This is a genomic window from Lentzea sp. NPDC005914, from assembly GCF_040629405.1.
Classification (GTDB): domain Bacteria; phylum Actinomycetota; class Actinomycetes; order Mycobacteriales; family Pseudonocardiaceae; genus Lentzea.
In genome coordinates, this window is the sequence record NZ_JBEXVQ010000029.1 from 108,136 (window position 1) to 127,145 (window position 19,010).

Below are 19,010 nucleotides of genomic sequence, written 5' to 3' on the forward strand. Positions count from 1 at the left end.
AAATCTCACGTAGCGTCGTTGCGTGAGCGCACAACGTCGAACGTTTAGGGTCAATGCGTTCATAAGGCGCACAAATGCGCACGCGCGGGATATTCTGTGCGCATGAGCCCCGCGCTGGAGACGGTGCTGGCCAAGGCCGGCCTGCAGGTGAGCCCCGACGAGTTCCTGGACCTCGTGACCGACGCGGCACGCAGGCTCGCCCCGCCACACCCGGAACCGGCCACGTACTTCACCCCGGACCAGCAGACGGCGCTGGCCGACGTGGGCCTGGACCTGTCCCCGGCGGGCCCGAGGGACGCCAGGCCCCGCGCCCGCACCGTCGTCGCCCACGCCGTGCTGCGCGACTCGGCCGTGACCGTCAACGAGGCCGCGCGCCAACTCCAGGTCGACACGAGCCGCATCCGGCACCGTCTCGGCGTCGGCAGGCTGGTGGGCTGGAAGGACCGCGGCAGCTGGCGCCTGCCCGCGTGGCAGTTCGCGGGCACCGGCGTCCTGCCCGGCCTGGAGACCGTGCTGGCGGCGATCCCGTCAGACCAACCAGCGCTCGTGGTCGCCGCGTTCATGACCACCCTCCAGGAGGACCTGCCCGTCGACGGCGAGCCCGCCACCCCGCGCGACTGGCTACTAGCAGGAGGAGACCCGCGCCGCGTAGCCGACCTGGCCTCCGTGCTCGGCACCCCCGCCTGAGCGCTCCCGAACACCCGACAGGACCCGAATGTCACGGCTTCCACAGCCGCCTGCCCCTGCCGTGCTGCAAGCGCACCTGCGCCGCACCGAGGACGTGGTGGCCGTCCACCGCGCCACCCGCCTGGTCCGCGTCTTCACGGCCAAGGGCTCCCACCCGCAGCGCTGGAACACGTTCCGCTACACGGGCCCGCTCCCCCACGCCCGCTTCGACGCGCAACAACCGGCCGACGACGGCAGCCCGGTCCAGGACCACGAGAACGGCGTCCTCTACTTCGGACTCTCCGTCCGCACCTCGATCGCCGAGGTCTTCCAGGCCACCTCGATCGTCGACCGCCGCACCCGCTCACCGTTCCTCGTCGTCCTGCGCCCACGACGCACCTTGAGGTTGCTGGACCTGGGCGGCCTGTGGCCCACCCGCGTCGGTGCCTCGCAGGAGATCTCCACGGGCCCGAAGCTGGTGACGCAGGCCTGGTCGCGAGCTATTCGGGCGGCGTATCCGGAGCTGGACGGCCTCTGGTACCGGTCTTCGATGGACTCCGGCGACCCTGCCATCTGCCTGTGGGACCCGCCGGGGGCTTCGGGACTGCCCGCGGCGCCGGACGTGTTGCTACCGCTGGACCATCCGGGGCTGGACCTGCCGCTGGCGCGGGTGTGCGAGGAGCTCAACTACACACTTCTGGGGTGATCACGTGCGAATGCCCAAGAGCGCTTCGAGAGCCCGCCGCCTCGAAGCGCGGACCATCGCCGGCGACCTGCTCGGCACCTGGGAAGACACGGAGGCGACGGCAGTCCTGGACCTCATTGCCACCTTCCCTCCAGGGCAAGGCATGCGCTGCTTCACCCCCGGCTACGCGATCCGGGCATACGCGGCCGACGACGAGCTGCTGTTCGACCTGAAGTTCTGCTACCGGTGCAACTGGGTGGGCGTGAAGAAGGCGGGACAACGTCGGCAGCTCGTGCCGTTCGACCCGAACTCCGTGCCCGCAAAGGAACTACTCGCCCGCTTCCAGACCTTCACGTCAGCCGAGGCCGATGCGCCTTAACTCAGTCAAGATCGCCTGCGCCTCCTCGGCGGCAGCGTCAGCCTCGTCGTAGTGCCCCACAGCTCGGTGTACCTCTCCCAAGCACTCCAACGCCTCTGCCGTGTCCAGGAGGTTGCCGAGGTACCGGTAGCGAGTGAGCGCTTTCTGCGCATGTTCTTGAGCGAGAACGAACCTGCGCAGGTGGAGGTAGATGCGAGCCGCACTGATCAAGCCCTCAGCTTCTCCCTGCTCGTCCGGGGGCACGAGGTGTCGATGCATCCGCAAGCCCTGCCCGATGGCCTCCAGCGCCGCGTCGAACTGGGACAACTCGGCGAGACAACGACCTTTCAGCACATAGGACGAGGCCAACCAAGCATGGTCGTCGTGAGGATGCAACCGCACAGACTCCGCCGCGTGCTCAGCGGCACGGCTGGGCATCCCTTTCCTCAGGTACAACACCGACAGCGCATCCTGGCAATGCGACTGCTGTCTGCGATCATCAGTTCGGTCGGCGAACTCCCGTGCGAGCGTCAGCACGCGTTCTGCCTCGTCCTCCCGCGACAACTTGTACAGCGCTCTGCCCAATCCTCTGTAGACACGAGCTTGCGCGATCGGGTCGCCGAGCCGACTCACCGAGTCGATCGCCGCCGTGTACACCGACGCACAGTCGCGCAAGTAGCCCTGGGCGTCGAGATAGCTGCGCATTGACAGCGCGAGCTGCCACGTGTGCTGATCGAATCCGCTGGTCGCCGCGTAATCGACCAGGCCCGTCAGCACTGGTTGCTCAGCGGCGAACCACTGCCAGGCAGCAGCCCGATCGGCGAAGGTGAGAGGAGCGACAGCAGGATCTAGCGGCGGCAGATCTACCCCGATCCGATGTGGCACCAACACTTGATCGCCCGCCCACGCAGTGTGGACGTAGAAGCCGAGCATCCGGCGTTGCGCGTCGTCGTCAGCCCCGGCCAACTCTCGCGCGAACAACCGCAACAGGTCGTGGAAGCGGAACCGGCCGGGGAGGTACTCGTCCAGCAGTGAAGCGCTGACCAGCTCCCGCAGCAACTTCTTGCACACGGCCAGAGGAAGGCCGGCCAGTGCTGCGGCAGCATGCGTGTCGATGTCCGGGCCAGGGTGCAGACCCAACAAGCGGAACAGCCTCGCCGCAGGCTCCCGCAATGCCCTCAGCGACCAGGAGAACACCGACCGAGCGCTGACGTCCTGCTCACCGAGATCGAGCGCCTCGAGCCGTTCGGCGCGCAGCTCGTCGACCAGCTCGGCCACGGGGATGTTCGGCTGCAGTGCGACACGTGCGGCCACGATCGAAAGCGCTAGCGGCAGACCAGCACACAGCTCGACCAGCGCGTCAGTGTCCAGATCGCCGAGCCGGTGCCACAACAGCGCTGCGGCTTCCTCATCGGTCAGCAGGTCCAGGCGCAATGGCCGTGCATGGTGCTCGGCCACCAGACCAGCCAGACTGTTGCGGCTGGTGATCAACGCGAAGCAGGTGGAGCTACCCGGTAGCAAGGGCCGGACCTGGGCAGCGTTGTTCACGTTGTCCAGCACCAGCAGGACCCGACGGTTTGCGATCTTGCTGCGGAACAACGCGGTTTGCGCGTCCAGGCTGACCGGGATGGCATCGCTCGGCACGCTGAACGCATCGAGGAACCCCCGTACCGCCTCCGCGACCGGCATCGGTTCACGGTCCGGCTCGAACCCGCGCATGTTCACGTAGAGCTGGCCGTCCGGGAACCGATCGGCGACCTGATGGGCCCAATGCAGCGCCAGCGCGGTCTTGCCCACCCCGGCTGTGCCGTTGACCGCCGAGATCACGACGGCGCCCGAGCTGAGCGCGGAGTCGAGCAGAGCCAGCTCGTCGCGTCGCCCGCTGAAGGTGGCGACCACCGCAGGCAGCTGACGAGGCACAACCGACGGGACAGCCGGTAGGGAGCCCCGCCAGCTGGCCCGCACCACTGCCCTCGACTCCGTGCTCTCCACCGCAACACCATCACGCCGTGGACAGCGCGGAACCAGCGGCCGAACGGGTCAGGCCTCCCGGCGGCCGAGCCGCAGTCCACTAGAGACTGACGACCCTGTACGCCGATCGGCCGCATGCCTAGCCTGAACGGATGCGCTTCGCGATCGCCGGGGGTGGTGTGGCCGGGCTGGCCGCCGGCCTGGCGGTGGCGCGCGCCGGGCATTCCGCGGTCGTCGTGGAGCGCGACGACGTGACCGCGCAGGACGGGCCGGAGGGCGCGTTCGACGTGGTGCGCAAGGGCATCCCGCACTTCCAGCAGCCGCACACGTTCCTGCCGAGGGGCCGCAAGGTGCTGCGAGAGCTCGCGCCGGACGTCATCGACACGCTGCTCGACGCCGGCGCCGAGGAGCAGGACCTGGCGGCCAGGCTGTCGGGTCCGCGGCAGCCGGGCGACGAGGATCTGGTCTATCTCTGGGTGCGGCGGCCGATGGTCGAATGGGCGTTGCGCCGCGCCGCGAACGCCGAGCCCGGCGTCAGGCTGGTCTCCGGCAGGCAGATCACCTGTCTGGTCCCCGGCGCGAGCGGGTTCCACCTCGACAACGGCGAGGAGATCTGCGCGGACGTGGTGGTCGACGCGCTCGGCCGTTACCGGTGCCCGCCGGGCTGGCCGCGCGCGCAGGCTGAGCCCAGTGAGTGCGGCTCGATCTACTACTGCCGCTACTTCGAGCTCGCGCCACGAGCCGAGCACCTCGCGGGGCCGTGGCTGCTCAACCCGCGCGGCGACCTCGGGTACATGGGGTTCAACACCTTCCGCGGCGACAACCGGACGTTCGCGGTGATCTTCATCGTGCCCACCGCGGACCGCGAGCTGCGGGTGTTGAAGGACAACGACGCGTGGATGGCCGCCGCCAGAGCCTGCACGCCGCTGGACGTGATGACCTCACCGGACCACGCGCGGCCCATCACCGACGTGATGCCGATGGGCGGTCTGGCCAACATCGACCGCACGGAAGGTTCCGGTATACCTGGGCTGGTCCCGGTCGGCGATGCGTTGTGCCACACCAATCCCATGTTCGCCTACGGGCTGTCGTTCTCCTTGGTGCACGCGCAGGCCTTGGGACGGGCCAGCGCCGCGCACACCGCACCAGGAGACCTCACCGAGGCCTACTTCGCCGACGTCGGCCCGGAAGCCCGCGAGCGCTACACCTTCGCGCTGGAGTTCGACGCCGCGCGCAACGCCGCCTGGAGCGGTACGCCGGTCGACCTCAGCCGGCGCGACGGTTGCTATCCCCTGTTCGCCTTCGCGGCGGCGCTGGCCACGGCGCCGCACGACGACCACGTGCTGCGCCGGACCGTCGGCCGTGTCGGGCTGCTGGACCGGGTCTCGGTCTTCGACACCGACGACGACCTGCACGGCCGCATCGAACGCATCTGGCCACAGCTCACCCGCACGCCGGCCGGACCACCTCGCGACGAGCTCCTGCGCGTCATCAGCCCTTGAGGTAGCGGCCCCACCACTCCAGCACCGCGTCGAAGCGCTGCTTGCGGTGCCGCGGCTGGCCCGAGCGGGTCAGCTCGTGCCCCTCGCCCGGGAAGATCAGCATCTCCGTCTCCACGCCACGCCGCTTCAACGCGACGAACATGCGCTGCGCCTGTTCCAGCGGGCAGCGCCAGTCCTGCTCGGAGTGCACGACGGCGAACGGAAGGTTGATCTTCTCGGCGTAGGTCAGCGGCGACATCGCGCGCTGGGCCTCGGGATCGGGACCGCAGTAGGCGTCGGCGAAGAAGTAGCCGATGTCCGACGAGCCCGAGAACGAGTCCCAGGCGTTGACGGCGCGCTCGCTCCAGGCCGCGCGGAAGCGTTCGCCGTGGTGCGCGGACAGCCACGACGTCATGAAGCCGCCGTAGGAGCCGCCCATCACGCCGACGCGCTCGGAATCGGTGTCCTCACGGGCGAGCGCGACGTCCAAAAGGGACAGAACGTCGTCGACGTCGACCGTGCCGAACTTGCCGATGACCGCCTGGCCGTGCGACTGGCCGTAGCCCGCCGAGCCGCGCGGGTTCGGCAGCACGACGGCGTATCCGGCCGAGGCGTAGACCTGGGCCTCGTCGAAGAAACCCCAGCTGTGGTACATGAACGGGCCGCCGTGCACGGCCAGGACGACCGGATGCGGACCCTCGCCGTCGGGCAGCACGAGCCAGCCGTGCACCGGATAGCCGTCGGACGCGGACCCGGAAAGCTCCACGACCCGACGCGCCTCAACCGACGAAAACGCCGTGCGCACACCGGACTCGACGAAGAGAACCTGACCGGGACTGTCCGGAGTGGACACCACAGCGACGACGGAGGAACCGTCCGTGGCGAACGACTTGACCGCCACAGATCCGCCGACGAGCACCTCGCCAGGCCCACCGTCGAACGGAATCCGCTGCAGCTCCAACGCACCGCGGTTGCGCACGACCAGCAGCACACCGGTTGAATCCGCCACCGGCTGACCGGAAAGCCGTTCCACGTCAACGGTTTCGACGTCGGTCAGCCGCACGGGATCGGAAGAACCGTCCAGCGGCGCCTTCCACAGCCCGTGGTTGCGCGCCACCGCCTCGATCCCGGTGAACTCGGTCCCCAGGTAGTACACCGACGACCCCACCACGAACGGCATCGAGGCCTCGCCGGCACCACCCACCAGCAAGGACACGGACCCACCGGCAGCGGGCACCGTGTAGAGCGAGGAGTGCAGCGTCTCGACCGCGCCGAGATCGCGCGGCGCGACGAACACCAGCGTCGAGTCGTCGATCCAGGCGGGGTCGGACACGTCGAAAGACCCGTCGGTCAGCGAGGAGACCTCACCGTCGAGATCCACGACGTGCAGCCGCGGACGACGGTCGGCGAGGAAGCCGACGTCGTCGACGCGGTAGTCCAGGCGCGTGATGCGGCGCGGTGCCTCGGCCTCGGGACCGGCGTCGGTCGTGCCGTAGCGCCCTTCCTCGGGCACCCGAGCGACGAACGCGAGGCGCGAGGAGTCCGGCGACCACACCGGGGCACCGGCGCCCAGCGGCAGGTCGGTCACCCGGCGGGGCTCGCCGCCGTCCACCGGAACGACGTAGAGCTGCGGCTTGGACTTGCCGGAAACGCGCAAGAACGCGACCAGACGACCGTCCGGGGAAATGCGCTGCGCATTGTCACGATCACCGTGTGTCCACGGCGATGTCGTGCCGTCCGGGAAGACCCGGTGCAGACCACCCCGGTAGGTGTTCGAGTCGAGATCGGGCGTGGCGATGCTGACCAACACCAGGTCCCCGGACACGGCGACGGTGCCGGGTGTGGTGAGCAGCTCGAGGTCTTCGGGGCGCACGAGCAGGACGCTAACAGAGCTTGTTAGCAAAGCTCATAACTGTTTGTTGACGGATCACAGAAATTGACTCGCCGCTTAGATTTTCGCTTATGACGCGCATCGTGTTCTCTGGGGGCAGGGTCTTCACCGGCCGGGCGTCCGAGCCCGGCGACGTGGTGGTCGAGGGTGACCGCATCGTCGACGTGGGCATCGGACTCGACGGCGACACCGTCATCGACGCGACCGGCCACACGGTCCTGCCGGGGCTGTTCGACTGCCACGTGCACTTCATGTTCAGCGGCGCCGACCTGGTGCGGTCGCTGAACACGCCGTTCTCGCTGCCGTTCTACGAGGCGATCGGGAACATGAAAGCCACGCTCGGCTGCGGCATCACGACCGTGCGCGACGCACTCGGCGCCGACCTCGGTGTCGCGGAGGCGGTCCGGCGCGGCCTGATCCAGGGGCCGCGCATGCAGATCGCGGTCAACATGGTCTCGCAGACCGGCGGCCACAACGACGACTGGATGCAGTGCGGCGCGCACATCTCGCCGCCGCTGCACCCCGGCCTGCCCGACACCGTCGCCGATGGTCCCGAGGAGCTGCGCAAGGTCGTCCGCACGCTCGTCCGCCACGGCGCCGACATCATCAAGATCGCCAGCAGCGGCGGCGTGATGTCACCGCGCAGCAACCCCCGTCACGCGCACTTCCGCGACGAGGAGATCGCGATGATCGTGCAGGAGGCGAACGCGGCGGGCATCGCGGTCATGTCGCACGCGATGAGCGGCGACGGCATCCTCACCGCCGTGCGCAACGGCGTCCGGTCGATCGAGCACGGCGTGTTCCTCACCGACGAGGGCGTCGAGGAGATGCTCAAGAACGGCACGTGGCTCGTGCCGACGCTGATGGCGCCGCGCATGGTGCTCGACCAGGCCGCGGCGGGCGTGGCGATCTCGGACGTCATCCTGGACAAGGCGAAAGCCGTTGTCTCGCAGCACTTCCAGGCGTTCCAGAAGGCCCACCAGGCGGGCGTGAAGATCGCGATGGGCACGGACTCCGGCGTCGGGCCGCACGGCGACAACCTCAACGAACTCACGCTGATGGTCGAGTACGGCATGTCGCCCGCCGAGGCGCTCTACGCGACCACCACGTCCGCCGCCGACCTGATGCGGCTCGGAAACGAACTCGGCGAGCTCGCCCCGGGCAAGCTCGCCGATCTCGTTCTCGTGGAGGGTGACGCCGAGCAGCACGTGAAGGCCGGAACGCTGAAGCAGGCCATCCGCGCCGTCTACCAGAACGGCGTCTCCGTGATCTAGTGGTTGGCGCCGACGTGCTTCGCGGCGTCGGGGTCGCGCTTCACCTTGAGGAGGCTGGCGATCGTCGTGATCGCCAGCACGCCGATGATCACCGACAGCGAGACCTCGATGCCGATCGTCGGCACGTGGAACGGCTCGCCGCCGTTGAGGAACGGCAGGGTGTTGGTGTGCAACGCCTCGAGGATCAGCTTCACACCGATGAAGCCGAGGATCACCGACAGGCCGATCGAGAGGTAGACCAGCTTCGCGAGCAGGCCACCGAGCAGGAAGTACAGCTGGCGCAGGCCCATCAGCGCGAACGCGTTGGCCGTGAACACCAGGAACGGCTCCTTGGTGAGGCCGAAGATCGCGGGGATCGAGTCGAGCGCGAAGAGCAGGTCGGTGGAGCCGATCGCGACCATCACGATGAACATCGGGGTCACATAACGCTTGCCCTCGATCTTGATGAACGACTTGGCGTCGTGGAAGTCGTCGGTCACCGGGAAAACCTTGCGCACCATGCGCAGCATCAGGTTCTCCTTGAACTCCTCGTCGTCGTCGTGGTTCTCCCGCGCCAGCTGGTAGCCGGTGTAGATGAGGAACGCGCCGAAGATGAAGAAGACCCAGCTGAACTGGCTGATGAGCGCCGCGCCGGCCGCGATGAAGATGCCGCGCATGACGAGCGCGAGCAGGATGCCGATCAGCAACACCTTGTGCTGGTGGATCGCGGGCACCTTGAACGTCGTCATGATGATCAAGAAGATGAACAGGTTGTCGACGCTCAGCGAGTACTCGGTGATGTACCCGGCGAAGAACTCCGTGGCGTACTGCCCTCCGGAGAAGTACCAGATGCCGAGGCCGAACAGCGCTGCCATCGCCACGTAGAAGACGACCCAGCGGGCTGCTTCTCCGATCGTCACCTCATGGGGTTTTCGATCGACGATGACGAGGTCGACAGCGAGCAGAACGAGCAGACCTACGATCGTCGCGATCCACATCCATGCGGGGACGTTCACAACCCAACCTCCGGGATTCTCGGGCGCACGCCAAATAAACCCGGAGGTCTCCTCCGCCGCTGAGATGATCTCTCAGTCGACCGACGGCACCGGAAGCTCCACGCCGAGCTCCGTACTGACGACACCGCCGCTTAGGGAGTACTCCCCTCCATGCTGCGTGAATATTGTGCTCCACGGAGGGCGGTTAGCGCCACACAGGGTGAGCAGACCCACGCAACCAGGTGCAACGGGAATACACAGCGTGTCGTTCGGTTCGGAACCGCCGCTTCCTGAAGCCGCGCTGAAGATCGACTCATGCTGAGACCGGCACCGGATCCCGGCAGGTGACTCTCAGCAAAACTCGCATATCGTCATGGGGTGTCCCGCCTCTCCCGCCTTCGCGGCCGGTGGACGATCCCCGCTTTGATCGTGGTTCTCGCCGTTGTCGCAGGTGGCGTGTACTTCACTCGATCCGGGGACGCCCCCGCGGCCGTCGTCTTCAAAGAAGCGAACATCGACGCACCTGAGAGCCCCGACAGCGCTCAGACGGTGACGATCGAGACGCGTCTTTACCTCCCCCAGCAGACGCCCGCGCCCGCGATCATGCTCGCGCACGGCTTCGGCGGCAGCCTCCGCAGCGTGCACACCCAGGCCGAGGAGTTCGCCCGGCGCGGCTTCGTCGTGCTGACGTGGTCCGCGCGCGGTTTCGGCCGCAGCACCGGCCAGATCGCGCTGAACTCGCTCGACCGCGAGGTCCGCGACGCGCAGAAGCTGCTCGACTTCCTCGGCACGCGTGACGAGGTGCAGAAGGACAGCGCCGGCGACCCCCGCGTCGGCGTGACGGGCGCTTCGTACGGCGGCGCTCTCTCGTTGCTGCTCGCCGGCGTCGACAAGCGCGTCGACACGATCGTCCCGGTCATCACGTACAACGACCTCGCGCAGGCGCTGCTGCCGAACTCCTCGCTCGCCACACCGCGTTCGGACGCCACCCCGGCCGCCACCGCGTTCAGCGAGGACGGCGTCTTCAAGCGCTCGTGGGCGGGCATCTTCTTCTCGGCGGGCATGACGTCGATCGACCTGTCGTCGCCGACGGGTGAGGCGCCCGAGATGGGCCAGACCGAGTCTCAGCAGCCCGCTCAACAGCCCGGCGGCAGCTCGGGCGCCGCGGGACAGCCGCCCACGCCGTCCATGGGTGCGTGCGGCCGCTTCACTCCAGAGGTGTGCGCCGCCTACACGGAGGTCGCCACGACGGGCCGCGCGTCGCAGAAAACACTGGAACTGCTGCGCAAGTCGTCCCCCGTCGCCGTGACCGACCAGATCAAGCAGCCGACGATGCTCGTGCAGGGCGAGGCGGACACGCTGTTCGGCCTCGACCAGTCCGACGCGACCGCGCGCCAGATCACCGAGGCCGGCGGCAAGGTGAAGATGGTCTGGTACGCGGGCGGCCACGACGGCGGCAACCCCGGTACCGCGCTGCGCGGCGAGATCGCCGACTGGATGGCGTTCCACCTGCAGGGCAAGGGAACCGACCCCGGCACCGGCTTCGAGTACACGGTGCAGGGCGCGTTCCGCTCGTCCGGCACCCCGTCGTTGAGGACCGTCGTCGCGCCTTCGTACCCCGGACTTTCCGGTGGTGCGGTTGAGCGCAAGACCGTGAAGCTCAGCGGGCGCGAGCAGGTCGCGGTGAACCCGGCGGGCGGCAACCCGGCGGCGATCAGCAACCTGCCCGGCCTGGGTTCGGCTTTGTCGCGCTCGTCCGCGATCTCGTCACGGCTGTCGCTCGACATGCCGGGTCAGGCGGCGGTGTTCACCTCCTCCGCGCTGGACTCACAGCTGCTGGTGACCGGTTCGTCCACGGTGCGTCTGCGCGTTGCCCGTGGTGACCAGACCTCGGGCGAGGCGATCCTGTTCGCGAAGCTCTACGACGTCTCGAAGGACGGCACTCGCGTCCTTCCCGGCTCGTCGGTCGCACCGTTCCGCGTGGCGCTGCCTCCGGACGGTTCCGCCGCCGAGGTAACTGTGACGCTGCCTCCGGCCGTGCGTCCCGTCGAGAGTGAGCACAAGCTGCTGCTGGCCGTGTCGACGACGGACCAGGCGTTCGCGAACGCCGAACAGCCTGCCGCGTACCGGATCTCGCTGGCCTCCGACGAGCTCTCGGTGCCCGTCGTGCCCGGCCGCAACGTGACGGAGGGCTTCCCTGTGGAAGCCCTGTGGGGAATCGTGGTCGCGCTGCTGGTGCTCATCGGCGCCGGTGTCATCGCGCTGTTCCGCCGTCGTCTGGCGCACGACTCGGACCCCGAACTGTCCGAGGTGCCACTGGTCATCTCGAACCTGACCAAGTCGTACCCAGGTGGCCTCACCGCGGTGAAGGACCTGTCGTTCCGCGTGGAGCACGGCCAGGTGCTGGGGCTCCTGGGTCCCAACGGCGCCGGCAAGACGACCACGCTGCGCATGGTGATGGGCCTGATTCACCCGTCCGAGGGCCACATCCGGGTCTTCGGCCACAAGGTGACGCCCGGCGCGCCCGTGCTGTCGCGCATCGGTTCGTTCGTCGAGGGTTCCGGCTTCCTGCCGCACCTGTCCGGCGCGGCCAATTTGAAGTTGTACTGGGCGGCAACGGGCCGGCCTCTCGAGGAAGCTCACATCGAGGAGGCGCTGGAGATCGCGGGCCTCGGCGACGCCGTGAACCGCCGCGTGCGCACGTACAGCCAGGGCATGCGCCAGCGCCTGGCGATCGCCCAGGCGATGCTCGGCCTCCCGGACCTGCTGATCCTGGACGAGCCGACCAACGGCCTCGACCCGCCCCAGATCCACCAGATGCGCGAGGTCCTGCGCCGCTACGCCGCGGCCGGCCGCACCGTGCTGGTGTCGTCGCACCTGCTGGCCGAGGTCGAGCAGACCTGTTCGCACGTGGTCGTGATGCACAAGGGCAAGCTCGTCGCCGCGGGCGAGGTGGCCGACATCGCGGCGGGAGGCGGCGAGGCGACGTTCCGCGTCGACTCCCCCTCGAAGGCGGCCGATGTCCTGCGGGGCCTCGAAGGCGTGCACGACGTGCACGAGGACGAGGGTGCCGTGCACGCGTCGATGAACGGCGTCCCGCGCGCCGCCGCTCTCTCGGCGTTGGTCGCCGCGGGTGTGGCGGTGGACCAGGCGGGTCCGCGACGCAGGCTGGAAGACGCGTTCTTGGAGCTGGTCGGTGAATGACTTCCTGATGGCAGCGGCGTCCGCGACAACGGACGCCCAGGCCGAGGCAGAGGTCCCCTCGTCGAGCGAGCAGGCGTTGCTCGCGCGCGAAGGGGGTCCCCTTGACTCAATTATCCCAGCCGGGTCTGACAATTTCGGAGCGGAGACCGACCGGTGAACGATCACACGCCGCACACCGGTGACGCCACGACCGCGGAGCCCGCCGACGCTCGTCCGGTGATCAAGACGGTCCTCACGGCGAACCCGAACCGCACCAAGGCACCGGGCCAGGGGGTGGACAGGTGAACGAGCACGACGTCCACACCGACCCCGGCGCGATCACCGAGCTGACCGACGCCGCCGCCCACCAGCACACCGAGGTGGCCCCGGACGGTTCGGCAATCGGTTACAAGGCCCGGAGAACGCTGGGAATCGGCGTCGAGCTGCGGCGGCAGATCCGCAGGCGCAGGACCCAGCTCGTGCTGGGCTTCCTCGTGCTGCTGCCGTTCATCCTCGCCCTGAGCTTCGAGATCGGTTCGTCAGACCCGAACAGGCGCAGTGGCGGCTTCGTCGACCTGGCCACCGCGTCCGGCATCAACTTCGTGGTGCTCACGCTGTTCGTGAGCGGCAGCTTCCTGCTGCCGATGATCGTGGCGCTGTTCTTCGGCGACACGATCGCGTCCGAAGCGTCGTGGTCCAGCCTCAAGTACCTGCTGGCCGCACCGATCCCGCGCCACCGCCTGCTCCGCCAGAAAGCGCTCAGCAGCGGCATCCTCAGCTTCTTCGCCCTCGCACTCCTCCCGGCGGTCGCCCTCGGCGTGGGCGTCCTCTGGTACGGCGCGGGCGAGGTCGTGAGCCCGACCGGCGAGGCGGCGCCGTTCGCGGACGGCGTGCTCGGGATGGGGCTCGCGGTCTGCTACATCGCGATCAACCTGTTCTGGGTCGCGGGCCTGGCGCTGTTCCTGTCCGTGTCCACCGACGCACCGCTCGGTGCCGTCGGTGGCACGGTTCTCGTGTCGATCCTGTCGCAGATCCTCGACCAGATTCAGCCGCTCGAGGACCTGCGCAACTACCTGCCGACGCACTACGCGATGGCGTGGGCCGACCTGCTCTCGACCGATGTGGACTGGTCGGAGATGACGCGCGGAACGTTCTCCGCGCTCGTCTACGGCGGCATCTTCACGTTGCTCGCGGCACGCAGGTTCAAGACGAAGGACATCACTAGCTGACGCAGAACTCGTTGCCCTCGGGGTCGAGCATCACGACCCAGTGGCCCATCTGGTCGTTGTGCTCACGCACGCGCGTGGCACCCAGCGCGACCAGGCGGTCCACCGAGTCGAGCCCGGCCCTGATGTCGAGGTGCAGGCGGTTCTTCGCCGTCTTGCCCTCGGGCACGCGCTGGAACAGGAATCGCGGTCCCTTGCCGTCCGGGTCGATCAGCGCCGCGTAGTCGTCGACCGAGTCGAACGGGATGTTGTTCTTGACCGCGAACTCCTCCCACGTCGCGAATCCGGGAGGCGGCGGCTGCGTCACGTAACCGAGTGCCTGCGCCCAGAAGTCGGCGAGCTTGGGCGGATTGTTCGCGTCGAACGAGACCTGGAAATCGGTAGCCATGCGGCCACGGTAGAGACCAATGCGGACAACCAGTGTCCGGAGTAGCGTGCCGTCTCATGTCACGTCCTGTGCACTTCGAGATCCACGCCGCAGATCCCGAGCGAGCGCGGAACTTCTACTCCTCCGTCTTCGGCTGGAAGATCGAACAGTGGGGCGACATCCCCTACTGGACCATCGCCACCGGCGACGACGACCAGCCCGGCGTCAACGGCGGACTGCTGCCGCGCCGAGGCCCCGACCCCGCACCCGACGCGCCCGTGCACGGGTACGTCATGACGATCAGCGTGATCGACATCGACGCCACCATCGCGGCCATCGAGGTCAACGGCGGCACGGTGGCGCTGCCGAAGGACAAGATGCCCGGCGTCGGCCTGCTCGCCTACTACAAGGACACCGAGGGCAACATCTTCGGCATCCTGCAGCCGGAAGAGCGCTAGGGCCTCTTCCGTTTCGGCAACCGCGCGACGACGGCCTCGTAGGAGCCGTCGACCAGCTCCAGCAGGTCGTCGTCGGGCACCGATCCCTTGAGCGCGATGGTGTTCCAGCCGTAGCGCCCCACGTACCCGCTGATCGTGACGTCGCCGGGGAAGCGCTCCCGCCACGGCGCGGCGGCCTCGGCGTCGGCCCCGCACTTGAGCCCGACGGTGTGCGCGTCGAGGCCGATGAAGGCGAACGCCTTACCGCCCACCTTGCACACCAGTTCGGCGTCGCCCCACGGATACGTCTCCTCCGCGCCCGGCTTCCCGGCGCAGTAGGCGATCATCTCGTCCAGTGTCACAACAGGATTATCGCGCGCCGAAGACCGAGACGAAACGCGTGAGCAGCTCCGCGAACACCGCCCGCTCCTCGTCACTCCAGTCGGCCATCGCCATCGCACACGCAGCCTGCCGCGCGCGGTGCAGCTCGGCCGAGGTCGCACGCCCTCGCGGTGTCCGGACGAGCAGCACGCGCCGCCCGTCCGCCTTGTCCGCGATCCGCGACACCAGCCCGGAGTCGACCGCGCTCGTGACGAGCTTGCTGGCACGCGGCTGATCCACGTGCAACGCCGAGGCCACACTGGACACCGTCGCCTGTGTACCTGTCCGCTCGGCCGTCTCCACGACATCGAGCACGTCAAAGGCCGGTACGGCCAGGTCAGCGAGTGCTCGGCGTGACTGGCTGCGCCGCATCGCGATCAGCCCCTGCTCCACCGCGGCGAGGTGGGAGTCCACATCCACCGTGAGATCATTGCCGTCCTGCGCCGTGACGAAAGCTGTCAGCCGACATCTCACCCCAGAGGGCGATTTATGCCGTAGGCGCGTATGGTCGTCTGCTCGACGGAGTAACCCGCCGCATCCACCGCCTTCACTTTGAGCGACACGAACTCGGCCCCGGCCGGATGCGCCACCAACGCCTTCCAGCGCGCCCCGGCCCCGACCACCGGCACGGTCCGCCACGTGACTCCGTCGTCCACCGACGCCTGCACCGACACGCTCTTCACCTCGGCCGCGCCGACCGACCCGGCCTGCGGCACCACGCTCACGTCCACCGGGAACACCCGGCACCCGGCAGGCGCCCGGTTCAGGTCGTCGAACGCCCCGGAGATCCGCACGGTCGGCACCGGCAGGTACACGTTCCCGTCCGTCTTGGCCGAAGCGAACTCGAACCGCGCCGACACCTTCGGCGCGAACGGCGTCCACTTGGGGCTGCGCGTCGCCTCGACGTCCAGCACGTACCGCGCCTGCGCCTCGGGCAACCCGGAGAAGTTCGCGAACACCCCACCGCTCTCCGCGAGCACCTTGCCGTCCACAGTGGACAACCGAGTCCGAGCCTGCACGTACGGCGCCCCGAACACGAACTCGTCCGACGCGTCCGGCTCGCCAGGCGCGAACGGCCAGTGCTGCACGTACCCGTTGTTCCCGTACCGCACGAGCCCGTGGAACCCGCGCAGGTTCAGATCCGTGGACGCCACCACGCTGTTCCACGACCGCGAAGCCGTCTTGCCACCCGGAAACACCAGGCGCCCGGCACTGATGTGCCCGTCGAACCCGACACTCGGCTGCGACACGGGCCGCTGGAAGAAGTCCATGATCCACTTGACGTCCGGCCGCCCGGTGAAGTGCTCCACCCGCCGCTGCGGAATCGCCAGGTCCAGCGCCACGCCGAAGGCAACCGCCTGCCCCTTCACGTAGAACGGCGTGGACGACCGCGACCCGATCGCCGGCGTGCCCTGGGCCCGATACCGCGCCTTCTCCCCGTACATCTCCCGATCCCGCACCCGAGGCCTCAACTCCCCGGGAATCCCACCGGCATACGGCGCCGCCACGAAGTACTCGTGCCCACCGCCGCCCCAGATCTGGAACGTCCCGAAGTTGAAGTACGAGGCATCCGCCTTCACCGGCACCGCGAAGAACGCGTCCGATGTCCGCGACGACACCCCGGTCTGCACCCGGCTCCCCCCGGCCTGGTAGACCGCGTCCACCGCCACGAACTTCCGCCCCGCCGCCCGATCGAACCGCGCCCCGACCTCTTTCCCTTGCCGCGCATCAATCACGACAGCCGTCGGCTTGTCCACGACGATCTTCCCGGTGCTGGCCCAGGTGTGCTCCGCGTCCCCGTGCACCAGCGCGTCGACCGAGTAACTGCCCTTCAACAGCCGCAACGTGGTCACCCCGTCGACCGGCTGCGCGAAGTCCACACTCTCCCCGCTGTCCAACTCCAACGCACTGACCTCGGCATCCGACGGCTTCCCGTCCCGCCCCACCGTCGTCACCGTCATCTCGTACATCTCGGCCTCAGCCGTGAACCCGGCCACGACCACACTGTTCCCGGCCCGGATCCGAGCCCCGCCGGCCCCCACCGCGACCTTCGCCGGATCCAGCGTCACGTCGACCTCCGCCGTTCCGTTGCCAGGAACCACGACCTCCTTGGCACCCACCGTGATCGCCGCATGATCGGCCACAACCGGCAAGGTCACCGCCTGCGCCGACGAGTTCCGGTAAGTGAGCTTCTTGGTGATCGGCGGCAACTGCACGTGCGGAAACTTCAAGAGCCCGAAGCTGAGGCTCGACACCGTCGCCACAACAGGATTGGCAACCGCAGCAGCAACATCAAGCCTCCCACTCCCCTCTTCGTAAACCCCACGCCCCACCGACCGAGCCGCCCCCGTGAGCGCCGCCTTCACCTCCCGCCCAGACCACTCGGGATGCGCCTGCCGAACCAACGCAGCCGCCCCAGCCACGTGCGGCGCGGCCATCGAAGTCCCATCGGCCCGCGTGTGCAACGCGTCAATCGGCTCACCCATGCTCGTCCCAGCCGCCCGCGCCGCCCCGATGTCCTCCCCAGGCGCCACAACATCAGGCTTGACCGCAAAATCCCCCACCCGCGGCCCACGACTGGAAAACCGGCTAACCCGATCAGCCTTGCTGACACTCCCCACCGCCAGCGCCTCATCAGCAGCCGCAGGCGAACTGACCCCGTCCTCCCCGTCATTGCCCGCCGCGACCACGAACAACGTCCCGAACTGCTCGGAAAGGCGGTTGACGGCAAGGGACAGGGGATCCGTGCCGTCAGTCGCCCCACCGCCCAAACTGAGGTTGACCACCCCAGCCCGCGGCGCAGCCCACTCCATGGCCGCCAAGATCGCCGACTCGTCACAGGTGTCCGCAGCACACACCTTCCCGACGAGCAACCGAGCGTCCTTGGCAACCCCTCCAAAAACCCCGTCCCCAGCCACAGTCGCCGCAACGTGCGTCCCGTGCCCGTACGTGTCCTTCACCCCAGTACCGGTGAAGTCCTTGGCCTCCAACACCTTCCCCTGCAAATCCGGATGCCCGGCGTCATACCCGCCATCCAGCACGGCAACGGTGACCCCACGCCCGGTAAACCCCAACTCCCACGCCGCAGGCGCCCCGACCTGCGCAAAACTCTCAGCGTCCAACAACCGAACCCGCCCGTCCAACCACACCTTCCGAACGCCAGGGTCGCTCTTGATCCCTTCCCAGGTCTCCTTGAGCGCACTCTTGGCAAGCGCCCGCACATCCCGATCGACGATCAACGGCAACGTGTCCCGGCTACCGTCATCCCGCCCCTGCTCGATGAGCCCGGTGACGTCGAACAACCGCTTGTCGACCTTGCCGCTGCGAACCAACGGCACAGCATCCTGCGGCACCACCAAAACATGCCCAGCAGCCGTACGCCGCTGATGAAACACCACCCGATCACGCCCGACACCAGGCATCACCGTGACCTGATCCCCTTGCACAGCAACACGATCCCCAGAAACAAGCGTGACCATCCGAGGAGCCGCCGCAACCAAATGCGATCCGCTGGAAGGCAGTCGCTCAGCGCCCGCCGAAGGAACCAGCATCCCCCCGGCCACCACAACAACCGCAGCACCAATCGCCACCCCGCGCAGCATGAAAGCCTCCCGCCCGCAACCGACTCCGGCAGCGCAGCGGCGAGTGCGCGAGATCGACACTGGCCGGGAAACCGTTTTCCGTCAAGCGCCACACGGAGGATGCCCCCGCAGCAACAGCAGGCAGCCGCACGCAAGGAGCCGGGGAGAGCAAAGAGGGCAAGGCGAGACGAAGCGGGGGCAGGGCGGGGAAGCGGAGCGGGGCAGGACGCGGTGAGGCGGGGGCAGGACGCGAGGCGAAGCTGGGCAGGGCAGAGCGAGGCGAGGCGGCGCCAGGCGGGGTGGCGCGAGGTGAAGCGGGGATGGGCAGTACGCGGCGAGGCAGGGCGGGACACGGGCAGGCAACGCGAGATGGGTCGACGCGAGGCTGGGCGAGACGGATCGAGGCGATGCCGAAGGCGAGGCGCTCTTCTCGTGTGGTTCCGGTGGGGTGGTCCCGTCACGAGTCGTGCCTGATCGTTTGCCGCGCCAGAGGGGTCAGGTCAAGCCGACACGCTTTTCGTCGGCTTGACCTGAC

General features: G+C 68.4%; 16 protein-coding genes and 1 pseudogene. 9 read left to right on the plus strand and 8 right to left on the minus strand.

Features of this window, described 5'->3' with window-relative positions:
- Positions 1-102 precede the first annotated feature (102 nt).
- From ABZ345_RS33545 to ABZ345_RS33555, 3 genes are read left to right on the plus strand one after another with little or no spacing between them, the layout of a single operon-like run.
- Complete coding sequence (locus ABZ345_RS33545) at positions 103-687, plus strand: DNA-binding protein (RefSeq protein ID WP_359857723.1); 585 nt, start codon at positions 103-105, stop codon at positions 685-687.
- A gap of 28 nt (positions 688-715) precedes the next feature.
- The gene (locus ABZ345_RS33550) at positions 716-1,372 is read left to right on the plus strand and encodes an RES family NAD+ phosphorylase (RefSeq protein WP_030466547.1); all 657 of its coding nucleotides are present in this window, start codon (positions 716-718) and stop codon (positions 1,370-1,372) included.
- A 4-nt stretch (positions 1,373-1,376) separates the two neighbouring features.
- Positions 1,377-1,730: a hypothetical protein gene (locus tag ABZ345_RS33555; RefSeq protein WP_359857726.1), complete on the plus strand. Its 354-nt coding sequence runs from the start codon at positions 1,377-1,379 to the stop codon at positions 1,728-1,730.
- Here the strand turns inward: ABZ345_RS33555 and ABZ345_RS33560 are convergent.
- Entirely contained in the window at positions 1,707-3,701 is a 1,995-nt protein-coding gene (locus ABZ345_RS33560) for an NB-ARC domain-containing protein (RefSeq protein ID WP_359857729.1), read from the minus strand. The two genes, ABZ345_RS33555 and ABZ345_RS33560, sit on opposite strands and share 24 nt — an antisense overlap.
- Before the next feature lie 131 nt (positions 3,702-3,832).
- On the opposite strand from ABZ345_RS33560, the gene ABZ345_RS33565 reads away from it, so the two are divergent.
- Positions 3,833-5,182 (plus strand): FAD-binding protein, encoded by a 1,350-nt coding sequence (locus ABZ345_RS33565; protein ID WP_359857732.1) that lies wholly within the window; start codon positions 3,833-3,835, stop codon positions 5,180-5,182.
- On the opposite strand, the gene ABZ345_RS33570 is transcribed toward ABZ345_RS33565, so the two are convergent.
- On the minus strand, positions 5,172-7,034 hold the full coding sequence (locus ABZ345_RS33570; protein ID WP_359857735.1) for a S9 family peptidase: 1,863 nt from the start codon (positions 7,032-7,034) through the stop codon (positions 5,172-5,174). The genes ABZ345_RS33565 and ABZ345_RS33570 overlap by 11 nt on opposite strands.
- Before the next feature lie 89 nt (positions 7,035-7,123).
- Between ABZ345_RS33570 and ABZ345_RS33575 the strand changes: the two genes are divergently transcribed.
- On the plus strand, positions 7,124-8,326 hold the full coding sequence (locus tag ABZ345_RS33575; RefSeq protein WP_359857738.1) for an amidohydrolase family protein: 1,203 nt from the start codon (positions 7,124-7,126) through the stop codon (positions 8,324-8,326).
- On the opposite strand, the gene ABZ345_RS33580 is transcribed toward ABZ345_RS33575, so the two are convergent.
- Positions 8,323-9,321: a TerC family protein gene (locus ABZ345_RS33580; RefSeq protein WP_359857741.1), complete on the minus strand. Its 999-nt coding sequence runs from the start codon at positions 9,319-9,321 to the stop codon at positions 8,323-8,325. The genes ABZ345_RS33575 and ABZ345_RS33580 overlap by 4 nt on opposite strands.
- A 357-nt stretch (positions 9,322-9,678) precedes the next feature.
- On the opposite strand from ABZ345_RS33580, the gene ABZ345_RS33585 reads away from it, so the two are divergent.
- From ABZ345_RS33585 to ABZ345_RS33595, 3 genes are all read left to right on the plus strand, one after another.
- Positions 9,679-12,504 carry an alpha/beta fold hydrolase gene (locus ABZ345_RS33585; protein WP_359857744.1) on the plus strand — a complete coding sequence of 942 codons (2,826 nt, stop codon included), beginning with the start codon at positions 9,679-9,681 and terminating at the stop codon, positions 12,502-12,504.
- A 153-nt stretch (positions 12,505-12,657) separates the two neighbouring features.
- A complete protein-coding gene (locus tag ABZ345_RS33590) occupies positions 12,658-12,789 on the plus strand; it encodes a hypothetical protein (RefSeq protein ID WP_359857747.1) in 132 nt (43 codons plus the stop codon).
- Positions 12,786-13,712, plus strand: a complete 927-nt coding sequence (locus ABZ345_RS33595; RefSeq protein WP_359857750.1) for an ABC transporter permease subunit — start codon at positions 12,786-12,788, stop codon at positions 13,710-13,712. The genes ABZ345_RS33590 and ABZ345_RS33595 overlap by 4 nt, the downstream gene beginning before the upstream one ends.
- On the opposite strand, the gene ABZ345_RS33600 is transcribed toward ABZ345_RS33595, so the two are convergent.
- The gene (locus tag ABZ345_RS33600) at positions 13,705-14,097 is read right to left on the minus strand and encodes a VOC family protein (protein ID WP_359857753.1); all 393 of its coding nucleotides are present in this window, start codon (positions 14,095-14,097) and stop codon (positions 13,705-13,707) included. The genes ABZ345_RS33595 and ABZ345_RS33600 overlap by 8 nt on opposite strands.
- A 56-nt stretch (positions 14,098-14,153) precedes the next feature.
- Here ABZ345_RS33600 and ABZ345_RS33605 point away from each other — a divergent pair, with 56 nt between their 5' ends.
- Positions 14,154-14,534, plus strand: coding sequence for a VOC family protein (locus ABZ345_RS33605; protein WP_359857756.1), 381 nt, complete (start codon positions 14,154-14,156; stop codon positions 14,532-14,534).
- Here ABZ345_RS33605 and ABZ345_RS33610 read toward each other — a convergent pair.
- The 4 genes and pseudogenes from ABZ345_RS33610 to ABZ345_RS33625 form a co-directional block, all read right to left on the minus strand.
- On the minus strand, positions 14,531-14,875 hold the full coding sequence (locus tag ABZ345_RS33610) for an MmcQ/YjbR family DNA-binding protein (protein WP_359857759.1): 345 nt from the start codon (positions 14,873-14,875) through the stop codon (positions 14,531-14,533). The genes ABZ345_RS33605 and ABZ345_RS33610 overlap by 4 nt on opposite strands.
- 7 nt (positions 14,876-14,882) lie before the next feature.
- Positions 14,883-15,314, minus strand: a complete 432-nt coding sequence (locus ABZ345_RS33615) for a MarR family winged helix-turn-helix transcriptional regulator (RefSeq protein ID WP_359857762.1) — start codon at positions 15,312-15,314, stop codon at positions 14,883-14,885.
- A 50-nt stretch (positions 15,315-15,364) separates the two neighbouring features.
- Positions 15,365-17,125, minus strand: a complete 1,761-nt coding sequence (locus ABZ345_RS33620) for a hypothetical protein (protein ID WP_359857773.1) — start codon at positions 17,123-17,125, stop codon at positions 15,365-15,367.
- 111 nt (positions 17,126-17,236) lie between these two features.
- A pseudogene (locus ABZ345_RS33625) lies at positions 17,237-18,496 on the minus strand (S8 family serine peptidase); the annotation flags it as partial.
- Positions 18,497-19,010 lie beyond the last annotated feature (514 nt).

Excerpts from the sequence above, each read along its gene's own strand:
- ABZ345_RS33545 (WP_359857723.1), top strand. The coding sequence starts at position 103 with ATGAGCCCCGCGCTGGAGACGGTGCTGGCCAAGGCCGGCCTGCAGGTG.
- ABZ345_RS33550 (WP_030466547.1), top strand. The coding sequence starts at position 716 with ATGTCACGGCTTCCACAGCCGCCTGCCCCTGCCGTGCTGCAAGCGCAC.
- ABZ345_RS33565 (WP_359857732.1), top strand. The coding sequence starts at position 3,833 with ATGCGCTTCGCGATCGCCGGGGGTGGTGTGGCCGGGCTGGCCGCCGGC.
- ABZ345_RS33575 (WP_359857738.1), top strand. The coding sequence starts at position 7,124 with ATGACGCGCATCGTGTTCTCTGGGGGCAGGGTCTTCACCGGCCGGGCG.
- ABZ345_RS33600 (WP_359857753.1), bottom strand. The coding sequence starts at position 14,097 with ATGGCTACCGATTTCCAGGTCTCGTTCGACGCGAACAATCCGCCCAAG.
- ABZ345_RS33605 (WP_359857756.1), top strand. The coding sequence starts at position 14,154 with ATGTCACGTCCTGTGCACTTCGAGATCCACGCCGCAGATCCCGAGCGA.